The 11832-nt window shown below is 57.1% G+C and carries 12 protein-coding genes and 1 tRNA gene; 7 read left to right on the forward strand and 6 right to left on the reverse strand.

The window, feature by feature from the left end; genetic code table 11:
- Positions 1 to 7 precede the first annotated feature (7 nt).
- A complete protein-coding gene (locus QE435_RS20100; protein WP_349042446.1) occupies positions 8 to 517 on the reverse strand; it encodes a histidine phosphatase family protein in 510 nt (169 codons plus the stop codon).
- A 268-nt stretch (positions 518 to 785) separates the two neighbouring features.
- On the opposite strand from QE435_RS20100, the gene dksA reads away from it, so the two are divergent.
- Positions 786 to 1205: an RNA polymerase-binding protein DksA gene (dksA, locus tag QE435_RS20105; RefSeq protein ID WP_062425454.1), complete on the forward strand. Its 420-nt coding sequence runs from the start codon at positions 786 to 788 to the stop codon at positions 1203 to 1205.
- A gap of 121 nt (positions 1206 to 1326) precedes the next feature.
- On the opposite strand, the gene QE435_RS20110 is transcribed toward dksA, so the two are convergent.
- Positions 1327 to 2226, reverse strand: a complete 900-nt coding sequence (locus QE435_RS20110; RefSeq protein ID WP_349042447.1) for a PhnA-like protein — start codon at positions 2224 to 2226, stop codon at positions 1327 to 1329.
- 499 nt (positions 2227 to 2725) lie between these two features.
- A complete protein-coding gene (locus tag QE435_RS20115; RefSeq protein WP_306932430.1) occupies positions 2726 to 3622 on the reverse strand; it encodes an ATP-binding protein in 897 nt (298 codons plus the stop codon).
- 233 nt (positions 3623 to 3855) lie between these two features.
- On the opposite strand from QE435_RS20115, the gene yajC reads away from it, so the two are divergent.
- The 5 genes from yajC to QE435_RS20140 all read left to right on the forward strand — a co-directional run bounded on the left by yajC (position 3856) and on the right by QE435_RS20140 (position 8721).
- Positions 3856 to 4212, forward strand: a complete 357-nt coding sequence (gene yajC, locus QE435_RS20120; protein ID WP_309770948.1) for a preprotein translocase subunit YajC — start codon at positions 3856 to 3858, stop codon at positions 4210 to 4212.
- Positions 4213 to 4275: 63 nt separating this feature from the next.
- Positions 4276 to 6837, forward strand: coding sequence for a protein translocase subunit SecDF (gene secDF, locus QE435_RS20125; protein WP_309770949.1), 2562 nt, complete (start codon positions 4276 to 4278; stop codon positions 6835 to 6837).
- Positions 6837 to 7229: an Mth938-like domain-containing protein gene (locus tag QE435_RS20130; RefSeq protein WP_349042448.1), complete on the forward strand. Its 393-nt coding sequence runs from the start codon at positions 6837 to 6839 to the stop codon at positions 7227 to 7229. Before secDF ends, QE435_RS20130 begins: the two co-directional genes overlap by 1 nt.
- A gap of 13 nt (positions 7230 to 7242) precedes the next feature.
- Entirely contained in the window at positions 7243 to 8091 is an 849-nt protein-coding gene (locus tag QE435_RS20135) for a phytoene/squalene synthase family protein (protein ID WP_349042449.1), read from the forward strand.
- A 147-nt stretch (positions 8092 to 8238) separates the two neighbouring features.
- Positions 8239 to 8721 (forward strand): hypothetical protein, encoded by a 483-nt coding sequence (locus QE435_RS20140; protein WP_306932438.1) that lies wholly within the window; start codon positions 8239 to 8241, stop codon positions 8719 to 8721.
- Here QE435_RS20140 and trmFO read toward each other — a convergent pair.
- The 3 genes from trmFO to QE435_RS20155 form a co-directional block, all read right to left on the reverse strand.
- A complete protein-coding gene (gene trmFO / locus QE435_RS20145) occupies positions 8673 to 10142 on the reverse strand; it encodes a methylenetetrahydrofolate--tRNA-(uracil(54)-C(5))-methyltransferase (FADH(2)-oxidizing) TrmFO (RefSeq protein ID WP_309770952.1) in 1470 nt (489 codons plus the stop codon). The genes QE435_RS20140 and trmFO overlap by 49 nt on opposite strands.
- A 296-nt stretch (positions 10143 to 10438) precedes the next feature.
- Positions 10439 to 10582 carry a DUF1127 domain-containing protein gene (locus QE435_RS20150; protein ID WP_082447266.1) on the reverse strand — a complete coding sequence of 48 codons (144 nt, stop codon included), beginning with the start codon at positions 10580 to 10582 and terminating at the stop codon, positions 10439 to 10441.
- 440 nt (positions 10583 to 11022) lie between these two features.
- A complete protein-coding gene (locus QE435_RS20155; RefSeq protein WP_082447210.1) occupies positions 11023 to 11169 on the reverse strand; it encodes a DUF1127 domain-containing protein in 147 nt (48 codons plus the stop codon).
- A 554-nt stretch (positions 11170 to 11723) separates the two neighbouring features.
- Between QE435_RS20155 and QE435_RS20160 the strand changes: the two genes are divergently transcribed.
- Positions 11724 to 11808 (forward strand) — tRNA-Leu (locus QE435_RS20160).
- The last annotated feature ends 24 nt before the right edge of the window (positions 11809 to 11832 follow it).

The raw sequence follows: 11832 nt of genomic DNA on the forward strand, positions 1-11832 counted from the left end.
CTCCCGCCTATGGCGCTAGAAAGTCTAAGAGGCGCCAAGCGTCTGGACTGGCTTTGTTTGCCGATACGCATTCCAGCACCGCAAGCCCGGCGGTCGGGAAACCATGCGGTAGAGAGGCTTCCAGGATCTCGCGACCAAGCAGGGCCTCTGCAACCGCCTCCATTGTCGGATTATGTCCAACAAGCATGAGGGAAGAAACGTCGGCCTGTCCAAGTGCCAGATCGAGATAGGTTTTAGCCTGCGCGTTGTACATCTCGTCCAGATAGGAGGCCGCAATGGGCTCTTCGAATGACTGCAGCAAAGTCCCTGTCGTTTCGCGGCACCGAATAGCGGCGGAGCTAAGAATGAGTTCGGGGCGATAATGTTTCTTTGATGCGGATTTACCGATGAATGCCGCCTCGGCCTTTCCCTCTTCCGTTAGCCTTCTGTCGAAATCGCGTCCGCCGGGTTCGGCCCATCCAGCCTGGGCGTGACGCAAGAGATAAAGCCGGAAAGTCTGCTGTTGCGACGGCGCCATTCCGGAGCATCCTAATGCAATTAAAAAGGGAGAAGGTTGGTTTACAGGAGAACGAGGTCAACTCGCAAGAGCGGCTGTGAGCGATCAAGTCTAGATAAAGTGATCGAAGAAATAATCCGTGTTTTCGCAATAATGTATAAAAAATAGTCGTTTAGATGATTTTTGTGACAGATTTAAAAATGCCTAAAAACGAATCTCCAGGCTTGAATGGCTACACGGCATTGGAGTATACCGCCGCCATATGAGATGTTCTTCGAGGAGAATCGCGTTGAGTGAGAAGATCGATCTTAGTAACTATGTGCTCTCGGAAAACGACGAGTTCATGAATGCCAACCAGCGGGCTTATTTCAGAGCCAAGCTGATCGGTTGGAAAAACGACATTTTGCGAGAAGCGCGCGAGACACTCGGTCATCTTGCAGAAGAAAGCGCCAATCACCCTGATCTTGCGGACCGCGCCTCTTCCGAAACAGACAGAGCCATCGAACTTAGAGCTCGCGATCGCCAGCGCAAGCTGATCTCCAAGATCGATGCTGCTCTTCAACGGATCGAGGACGGCACCTACGGTTACTGCGAAGAGACAGGCGAACCGATTGGAATCAAGCGCCTGGATGCGCGCCCGATCGCGACGTTGTCGATCGAAGCGCAGGAGCGGCATGAGCGGCGCGAAAAAGTTTACCGCGACGAGTAATCGCCACTTGCGAATATGACTGATCGAAGGGCCGCCTCGGACATGAGGCGGCCTTTTTCGTATTCTCGAATCAAAATGCCCGCGACTGGCGCGGGCATTCGATTGACCGGTTTAATCAATATTACTCGGTGACGACGTCGCCTTCGCGGTGGACACGGCTGGTGCCGACGCTACCGCCGAAGAGAGCGGCTACCGCACCGACAAGAAGCGCGCCGAAGGCAACATAAGAGGCAGTCGAAACGGCTGTCGCAGTAGCCTGTGCAGCTTCCGTCGCACGAACCTTGGCCTGCTCGACAGCCTGGCGATACTGGTTCTCATAGTCGGTCACCTGCTGACGGGCCTGATCGACCGGGATGTTCTGAGCGCGGGCGAGGGCGTCAGCAGCACGGTTGCGTGCATCTTCAGCTTGGGCCTGGTCGCCAGTCAGAACGGCGCGAACCGCACTGACGGCTGCATCGCGAAGAGCCTGCGGGTCGTTTCCACCGCTTGCTTCACGGATACGCTGTTCAACGCCTGCCAGCGGATCGGTCGTATTTGCGAGTGCCGGTGCAGCCGTGGTGGCGGCGGTTGCAATCGTCGAACCTGCTCCGGAGAAGACGCTCGTAACGCCGGTGAAAGCGCCGCCAATCAGAGCGCCAACCGAGGTCGTCAATAGATAGAAGACGATCAGCGTGGTGACGGCCCACGTGGTCAAGCCGTGAAGGGCGCCGGTGGAGCGAACAGCGCGACCGGAAAGGCGGCTGGCGACATAGCCACCGATGAAGGATGAGATGATACCGCTGGCAATGATCCAGATGACCGAGCCAGTAGAGAGCGACGTCGCCGATGGCGTGTCGTTATGCGCGGGATCAATCACGCCTGCGCCGATGGCGACGCCCAACAGGTTGAGGAGCAAATGAAGTGTCAGTGCAACCGCGACACCGGCAAAAACGCCACCCCAGGAAATAAGTGTCACTGCTTCCGGCCACACCGCGCTGCGCGCGGCCACCGTCGATGTTGCATAGCGGGCCTGATCAACCATTTAGACTCTCCTAATAATCGCGCGAAGGTTGCGCAGCAGTCGAACGGCCTTTCAATCCGTTTGTTCCATCGCGCACTCGGTATCGCGGATTAAGCGAAGTGTCCTTTGGTTCAGCGGCTATGACTGTGGTTGTGATCGGCGGCTTGTTTGTCTAGAGCGTTTCCTTGTTAAATAGAAACGTTCTGCCGGAGCAGGTTTTCGTCAGGGCAAAGGCGATTGGCGAAGGGCATACCCAAAGGTACGGTCGAGCCGCCCCCCCTTGATTTTGGCGCCTTTGAGCCTGGCGGAAAGATGCCCGGCCCTCCCGTCGCGCCGCTTCGCCGTGCGAAGCGATTAGCGCGCCGGGCGATTTAAGCTCTTGCAGATTTGCCAGCAAATCTGCGGGAGGGTTGGTTGAAACGGGCCACCTGCTTGCCCGGACGGCTTGGCCGTATGCTTTGGCTACGGCACGCGCCCTCCGGACAATCAGTCGATCCCGTTTGAACCAACAGAACCGTTTCTATTTAACAAGGAAACGCTCTAAGGACCGGTCCAATGGCTTTCTCAGGCGCCCAGCCGCATCCTGGATATATTGCCAGGCCACACGACCGGATCTGCCTCCACGCGTCGTCGCCCATTCCAGAGCTTCTCGGTGAAGAACGTCTCGGCTGAGACCAAGGTCGAAATGCTCCGCATAGCCGTCGATCATCGCCAGATAATCATCCTGGCTGCATTTATGGAAACCAAGCCATAGCCCGAAGCGATCCGAAAGCGAGACTTTCTCCTCCACCGCCTCCGACGGGTTGATGGCGGTCGACTGCTCATTCTCCATCATATGGCGGGGAAGCAGATGGCGCCGGTTTGAGGTTGCGTAGAAGAGCACGTTATCAGGACGGCCTTCGATGCCGCCATCGAGTGCTGCCTTCAAAGACTTGTAGGCTGTGTCGTCATGGTCGAAGGAGAGATCGTCGCAGAAGAGAATAACCCTGTGCGGAGCGGCTTTCAGGATATCGAGGAGGGCAGGGAGGGTATGAATATCTTCGCGGTGCACTTCGACAAGCTTCAAGGATGCGCCGCTTGCCGCACGCACGTCTTCGTGAACCGCCTTGACGAGCGAGGACTTACCCATGCCGCGAGCGCCCCAAAGCAATACATTGTTGGCAGCAAAACCTTCGGCGAAACGAAGCGTGTTCTCGTGCAATATATCTCTGACATGATCGACGCCGCGTATCAATGTCAGAGCAATACGGTTCGGACGGCGAACGGGCTGCAGCCATGAATTGGCAGGCGCCCAGACGAAACAATCGGCGCTTTCCCAGTCATTTGACGCTGGTGGGGGCCCCGCCAGCCGCTCCACGGCGTCCGCCAGACGGCGAAGTTCGAGAAGCAAAAGTGCGCTGGTTTCTTCTGACGTCATGATCAATGCTCCTTGTCGTCTTCCACGGCTGGGGGAAGCCAGTTGAATGCCGGAACATCCGTGGATTTTGCGCGGCGTAGCATGGCGTTTGGCAGCTCGAAAGAGTATGAGGCGTGGAAACGGTACGGGGGCCCAAGTCTTTCTGTTGCATTCTAGGGGATCGCAACTATATTCCGGCGGCTTGAAAGCTGGCCAGTGGCTTAGAACTGTGCCCGAAATCTGAGGAGTTTTTTATGTTCATTAGCCAAGCCTTTGCTCAGGATGCAGCAGGCGCACCGTCGGCTTTCGGGTCCGGCCTGGAGATGCTTTTCCTTTTCGCTCCCCTGATGGTTGTCTGGTATTTCTTCCTGATCCGCCCGCAGCGCGCGCAGATGAAGAAGCGTCAAGAGACGCTCACCAACATTCGTCGTGGCGATCAGGTCGTACTCGGCGGCGGCATTGTCGGCAAGGTTACCAAGGTTATCGACGATAACGAACTCGAAGTCGAAATCGCCGACGGCGTCAAGGTTCGCGCATCGCGCACCTATATTGCCGAGGTTCGTGTCAAGGGCGAGCCGGTCAAGACCGAAGCTCCCGCAAACGCGAAGTAACAATAAGCAGGCTGCGCATTGACGCGGCCTGGGTTTTTTAACCCAACCCTGACCGAGACCGAAATGCTTCATTTTTCCCGCTGGAAAACAGTCTTCATCTGGCTGATCGTGCTGATAAGCGCCGTCATCGCTTCCCCCAACCTGTTTACGGACAAGCAACTGGAGGGAATGCCGAACTGGTACAAGCATAACAAGGTGACGCTTGGTCTCGACCTTCAGGGCGGTTCCTACATCATGCTCAAGGTCGAGCGTTCCGATATCGTCAAGGAACGTCTCGAAACCATCGTTGGCGATGTCCGCGCCCAGTTGCGCGATGCCAACATCCGCTATTCGGGACTGACCGGTAACGGCCAGCAGATCCAGGTTCGCATTACCGATCCGGCTCAGTATGAGGCGGCAAAGAATGCGCTGAAGGATCTGACACAGCCTGTCTCAGTCGGTACCCTGGTCGGCACCTCCGTGCATGAAGTGACAATGAGCGACGGCGGAGACAATCTTCTTCGCCTGAACCTCACGGACGAAGGCATTGATTATCGTCTGTCGTCCGCCGTTTCCCAGTCGATCGAAGTTGTGCGTCGCCGCGTGGATGAACTTGGTACGACCGAACCGCTGATCGTCCGCCAAGGCAATGACCGCATTATCGTTCAGGTCCCCGGCTTGCAGGATCCGCAGCGCCTGAAGTCTTTGCTGAACCAGACGGCTAAGCTTTCCTTCCGCATGGTGGATACATCCATGCCGGTTCAGGAAGCGTTGAACGGGCGTCCACCGGCAACGGATGAAATCCTTTATTCGCAGGACGATCCACCGGTCCCTTATCTTGTTGAACGCCGTGCCTTGGTCTCGGGTGACAATCTTGTCGATGCGCAGGCAAGCTTTAATCAGCAGACCAACGAGCCGGTCGTTACGTTCCGCTTCGACAGCCGCGGCGCGCAGCGTTTCGCTCAGGCCACCCAACAGAATGTCGGCAAGCCTTTCGCCATCGTTCTCGACAATGCCGTCATCTCCGCCCCTGTGATCCGCGAGCCGATCGTCGGCGGTTCGGGCCAGATTTCCGGCAACTTTACCGTTCAAGGCGCAAACGACCTTGCCGTCCTGCTGCGCGCAGGTGCCCTGCCTGCAACATTGACCGTTGTGGAAGAGCGCACCGTTGGACCAAGCCTTGGTAGTGACTCCATCCATGCGGGTCTGACCGCCAGCGCCATCGGTGCAGCCGGCGTCGTCCTTTTCATGTTTATCTTCTACGGCTTCTTCGGCCTGCTGGCGAACATCGCTCTGGTCATCAACATCGTCATGCTGCTTGCGGTTCTCAGCATCATCGGCTCGACGCTCACCTTGCCGGGTATTGCCGGTATCGTCCTGACGATCGGTATGGCGGTGGACTCGAACGTTCTGATCTATGAGCGCATACGCGAGGAAGTCAAAGCCGGTAAGCCGTTGATATCGTCACTCGAGAACGGCTTTACCCGCGCTTTCGCGACCATCATCGATGCCAATCTGACGACGTTCATCGTGGCTTCCGTGCTCTTCTATATGGGTACCGGTCCGGTCAAGGGCTTCGCGGTTACGCTCGCGGTCGGTATCGTTACCACCGTGTTCACGGCCTATACGCTGACAGCATGGCTGTTTGGCGCCTGGGTTCGCCGGGCCCGTCCGAAACATCTGCCGAAGGGTATCCGCACCGCCATGTTCGATGGCAAGGATATTCCTTTCATGAAGTACCGTCGCATCGTCTTCGGTATTACCGGCGTCATCATGCTGACCTGCCTTGGCGGCTTCATGACCAAGGGCCTGAACCTTGGCATCGACTTCCAAGGCGGCTCGATCATCGAGGTGCAGTCGAAAAGCGGCCCTGCCGATATCGCAGATATTCGCGAGCGCCTCAGCCAGTTGAACCTTGGAGAAATCCAGGCGCAAAGCTTCGGCTCTCCGGATGATGTGCTGATCCGCATCCAGGCGCAGGAAGGTGGCGAGAATGCCGAGCAGTCGGCCATCACGTTGATCCGCGGCGAACTGCAGGATAAATACGACTTCCGCCGCGTGGAAGTCGTGGGACCGGCCGTCTCGGGCGATCTGACCGTCACCTCGACGATCGGCATTGCGCTCGCCATGATCGCGATCATGATCTACATCTGGTTCCGCTTCGAGTGGCAGTTTGCGCTCGGTGCGATCATCTCCATGGTCCACGACGTGGTCTTCACCATCGGCCTCTTCGTCTTCTTAGGCATCGAGTTCAACCTCACCAGTATCGCGGCGATTTTGACCATCATCGGCTACTCGCTGAACGATACGGTGGTGATTTACGACCGAATTCGAGAGAACCTGCGGCGCTATAAGAAGATGCCGCTGTCCATGATCATCGACGTCTCGCTGAACCAGACGCTATCGCGCACGATCCTCACGGGTCTGACGGTCATGCTTGCACTGCTGTCGCTCTACCTCTTCGGTGGAGAGGTCATTCGCTCCTTCACCTTCGCCATGCTCTTTGGTGTCGGTATCGGCGTGTTCTCGTCGATCTACATCGCTGCTCCGGTTCTGATCGCCTTCAATCTGCGTCCGACCAGCACGGATGCCGACGATAAGGAAGATCAGAAGGCGAATACGATCACCGGCAAACCGGCAGTCTGATGGCTGGCGGAATAGAAATACGCCCGGCCCATTTTCCTGGCCGGGCGCCCATCGATGCCTATGGAAATGGTGGTTTTCGCTTCGCCGAGATGTCGCATCGCGGTCCGCTTCTTTGCCTTCCTTCCGGTATTCACGGATGGAGCGTCAACGATCCCTTGCAGCTCTCGGTCGATGATTTCGCCAAGGTTCTGGAACAAGCCGCCGACATCGAGTTTCTGTTGATCGGCATGGGTGACTCGATGCGGGTCGTACCGAGAGAGTTGAAGGCAGCTTTGAAAGAGGCTGGCATTTCCGTCGATCCGATGAGCACGGGTGCCGCTGTGAGAACATACAACATCATGCTTTCGGAGTCGCGGGCAGTGGCTGCCGCCTTGATTGCGGTCGAAGGCTGAAGAACGGTTATCGATGACAGACCTGCCGGCAGATAAGGGCGCATGCCTCGCGATGCTGCGTGACATGGATCGCGACAGATATCTCGCATGCCTTCTTGCGCCGGAAGACAAGCGCGGTGATCTAGCGGCGCTCTACGCGTTCAACGCCGAGATTGCCCGCATTCGCGATGTGGTGCGGGAGCCGCTTCCCGGCGAAGTGCGCATGCAATGGTGGCGCGATCTTCTGGAGGGAAATCCGCACGGAGACAGCATCGGCCATCCGGTTGCCGCAGCGCTCCTAAATGCGATCACCAATCATAATTTGCCCCGGCAGACTTTGATCGACATGATCGAGGCGCGCATCTTCGATCTCTACGATGACGTGTTCGAGAACCGCAACGCTCTTGAGGGCTATGCAGGCGAGACGGCCTCCGCATTGATACAGCTCGCCAGCATCGTGCTTTCTCCGAATGATGCAGCGAGAAGCGCCGAGACCGCAGGCCATGCAGGCGTTGCCCAGGCCATGGCCGGCATGCTGCTTTTGATGCCGCTGCATCGCCGCCGCGGACAGGTCTATATCCCGCAGGACGTGTTGTCGGCTGCCGGGCTGAACCGCGAGAGTTTTCTGGAAGGCAAAGATCGTGAGAAGATCGGTGCGGCGATCGAAATATTCTGCGCGCACGCGCAAGATCACCTGAAAAAGGCGCGCCAGACTTCTCTTCCTCCCGCAGTCGTTCCAGCGTTCCTAACCGTGGCGCAGGTCGAGGCCGTGTTGAAGGCGGCGCATCGCGCAGGCGCGAATGTTCTCGAGAACGGTATCCAGCTTTCTCTGCTCCATCGCCAGTGGCTGCTCGCCAAGGCCGCCTTTCTCAAGCGCTTTTGAGCGCGCTCCACGTCCACGCAAGCCTTGACTGCTAACTGGTTTGATAAGCACGTATGGACGACCGCATCGGCCTATGCGTAAGTTTGGGAAGTCAGAGCGTATCCTTTATGTCCCGAAGGACTGATGACGCTCCAGGGAGTGACAGAGATGAGCCTTGCCATCTGGATCATCATCCTCGCGCTGTTAGGCGCGATTGCGGTCTATATCTGGCGCCTCAAGCGTTTCTCGGAAAGCGAAAGCAGTTACGATACGGGACAGGCCATTCTGGATTTTGCCCGCGCTTTCCCCAATGAGGCGATTCGCAGCCTGCATATGACCGCTGATGGCAATGCCGTCTTCGTTCGCCTGCATGACAACAAGGCTGGCTTCATGCGCAACATGGGCAAGCACAATGCCTGCATGATGCTGAACCCGGAGCGCATCACGGTCGAGCATCTGGAAAGTGGCGATGGTTTTGTCGTCACCTTTATCGACACGCCAAAATATAGCGGCGCCTATCGCTTCAAGACGATCGGTGAAGCCGCTGAAGTGTCTCTCTGGTTGCTTGGCAGTTATCTGGAGGCGGCAGATGCCGCGCCGGATCAGCTCAAAGAAGCAGACTCCAGCTCGTCTCCTTCCTCCGCGACCTGATCGAGAACCGGCGGCGCAACGCCAAGCCATGCCGCGCAATCTTTCAGCGCGCGCGCGCACATCAATTGCCGCTTCATGATGGTCTTGTCCTTGCCGCGGAAGCGCTTTACGCCTTCAGGCTTGACGATCGAGCCGGGTGCAAGATCCGGGAACAGACCGAAGTTGACATTCATCGGCTGGAATGATCGCTTGCCCGGCTCTTCATCGGTCGAAAGATGCCCGCCGGTGATATGGTTGAGAAGGGCGCCGAGCGCCGTTGTCGCAGGCGGCAGGCGGATCGGCTCGCCCTTATGCTCTGCACTGGCGAAACGTCCGGTGAGGAGCCCAATGGATGCACTCTCCACATAGCCTTCACAGCCGGTGATCTGTCCAGCAAAGCGGATGTCCGGACGGGACTTCAACTTTAGCGACGGATCGAGCAGGCGCGGAGAATCGATATAGGTGTTGCGGTGAAGACCGCCGAGGCGTGCAAACTCTGCATTTTCCAGTCCCGGAATCATCCGGAAGACTTCCGCCTGCGCGCCGTATTTCAGCTTCGTTTGGAAACCGACCATATTGTAAAGTGTGCCGAGAGCATTGTCCTGGCGCAACTGCACCACCGCATAGGGCTTGACGGTCGGGTTGTGAGCGTTGGTCAATCCCATCGGCTTCATGGGACCATGGCGAAGCGTTTCGCGTCCGCGCTCGGCCATGATCTCTATCGGTAGGCAGCCATCGAAGTATGGCGTGCCTTCCCACTCCTTGAAGCCGACGGTGTCGCCGGCGATCAGCGCGTCGATGAAGGCATGATATTGCGTCTCATCCATCGGGCAGTTGATATAGTCCTTGCCATTGCCGCCAGGGCCGACCTTGTCGTAGCGGGACTGATACCAGCAGACATCCATGTTGATGCTATCGCGATGGACAATCGGTGCGATTGCGTCGAAGAAGGCCAGCGCATCTTCGCCGGTTTCCGCTTGAATGGCGGCAGCCAGTTCCGGCGCTGTGAGCGGCCCTGTGGCAATGATCGTGTTGCCCCATTCCTTCGGCGGAAGGCCCGCAACCACTTCGCGAACAACGGTTACGAGCGGATGCGCCTCAAGTTCAGCCGTCACCGCTTCAGAAAAGCCGTCACGATCCACTGCCAGAGCGCCGCCTGCCGGAACTTGATGCTTGTCGGCGCAGGCCATGATCAGCGACCCGGCCAGACGCATCTCCGCATGGATGACACCGACCGCGTTGGCCGTGGCATCGTCGGAACGGAAGGAGTTGGAGCAGACGAGCTCTGCAAGCCCATCGCTCTTGTGGGCATCGGTGCCGCGAACGCCGCGCATTTCGTGCAGGATGACGGGGATGCCAGCCTGAGCGATTTGCCAAGCCGCCTCGGAGCCGGCAAGGCCGCCGCCGATAACGTGGATAGGAGAATTCGTCTTGTCTTGCATCGCGCGCTCACATCGTCAACCGGCACAAACGGGTGCTGCGGGTCGACCATCTTTCTTGATTGGCTTGGCCTCACTCTCAGGAGGCATTTGGCCGATGCAGTATCACGAGCGGTGCGGGCCGCCAAACTTTTTCGGCCACTTGCAAGCCTGCGCCGTCAAGGAGGTCGCTTCATGCGAAGATCGAGAGCAACCAGCAAGAATCAAAAAACGGCGCTCGTGGCGCCGTTTTTTTTGCCTGTCGCTCAGTCATCCGATGACTTGGGAGGTCAGCTCTTTCGGATGACCCTTTACGCTGATTAGCGGAACGAACGGGAGGCAACGTTACGGATGTCGTAACGTGTCAGGCCGATATCGCTGAGAGCCTGGTTGGAGAGGCTGCCCAGTTCGTTGAGCGTACGGCGATAGCTGATCCAGTTCTTTGCGATGCGAAGCGGGTTCATGGTGGTTTCCTCAATCTATGATGTGTTTGATCTTTGAATTCAGTCCGCCGGGCCGCTGGTCATCTGCGCTCTCGGCTGTTGAGTGGTATATACATATTCATAGCGATGACTTGGAGTGCAGATTTTGAGCGACTGCCATGCATTTGTGCAATGTGTCGTCTATTTTTGCATCTTGTGGGGAGATATGCGCATTATTTGAGCGGCGAGAACATGGCGCGCCGCGGCACGTCCTATTGGGCGCACAGGGGTTCGCCCGAGCATCATGCTTTTCAAAAACCTGCGCTGGTTTTGTGAGCTATGTCTTGGGAATGAGTTCGATTCTCAAGAGGCCGGGCGGGGGCCGTATGCGCAAAAAGAAAAGGCCCGGAGCGGGTGCTCAGGGCCTTTTGAGGGTAACACATCGGGCAGACAAAATATCGCCGGCCGGTGTTATTGATTTATTACATCCCGACTGCAGTACGAGCAACGCGACGAATGTCGGTGCGGCCAATGCCGAGATCGCTCAGTTCGCGATCGCTCATGCGGTCAAGTTCAGTTACGGTCTGACGATACTTGCGCCAGTTGTTCAGCGAGCGTGCAATGTTCATGGTCTTATCCTCGTTTCGGTTCGCCGGTTGCTTGGGATCAACCCGGCTTCGTTTTCTGAATTTGAATATAAGCGTTTCCTCGCGCTTCAAAAACAGACAAAGAAGGATGACACCTATGCATTGAACGCAGGGCACGGGCCGAATCGACGCTCACTTCTTTAACGAATGCATAATTTGGCAGCACTATGGGCTGTTTTTAGGGCTATTTGGAGTGGGAGGTCCGCTCCAAAGGTCTTTTCAATGGTTCATCGAGGTCTTCAACAGCGCCCAAAGTACTTCACGATGCGCGCGCGCTTTGTAGTGAGCGCGGTGATATGCATTTCATGAGGGCGCGGGGTTAAGGAGAGGGTTCTCCAGGAGAGTCGGCTGAACGGCGCGTCTCGTGATTCCTGCTCGCACCTTGCTTGTCATTGTCATACAGGCCTTAAAACCCATGGAAATAGGGCTTGTAAGGCGTCATTTTTCCTTTGCGCTCCTGAAAACGGATGATATAGAGACGCCGCGCTCCGGAAGGCCTCATGTGCCAGATGTTGTTTATGCAGGATTTAAAGAGCGCGGGTATGGCGGAATTGGTAGACGCACCAGATTTAGGTTCTGGCGACGAGAGTTGTGGGGGTTCGAGTCCCTCTACCCGCACCACAAATCGCCGGGAGAGCTAGGCAG

Source organism: Agrobacterium sp. SORGH_AS 787 (genome assembly GCF_030819035.1).
Lineage (GTDB): Bacteria > Pseudomonadota > Alphaproteobacteria > Rhizobiales > Rhizobiaceae > Agrobacterium > Agrobacterium larrymoorei_B.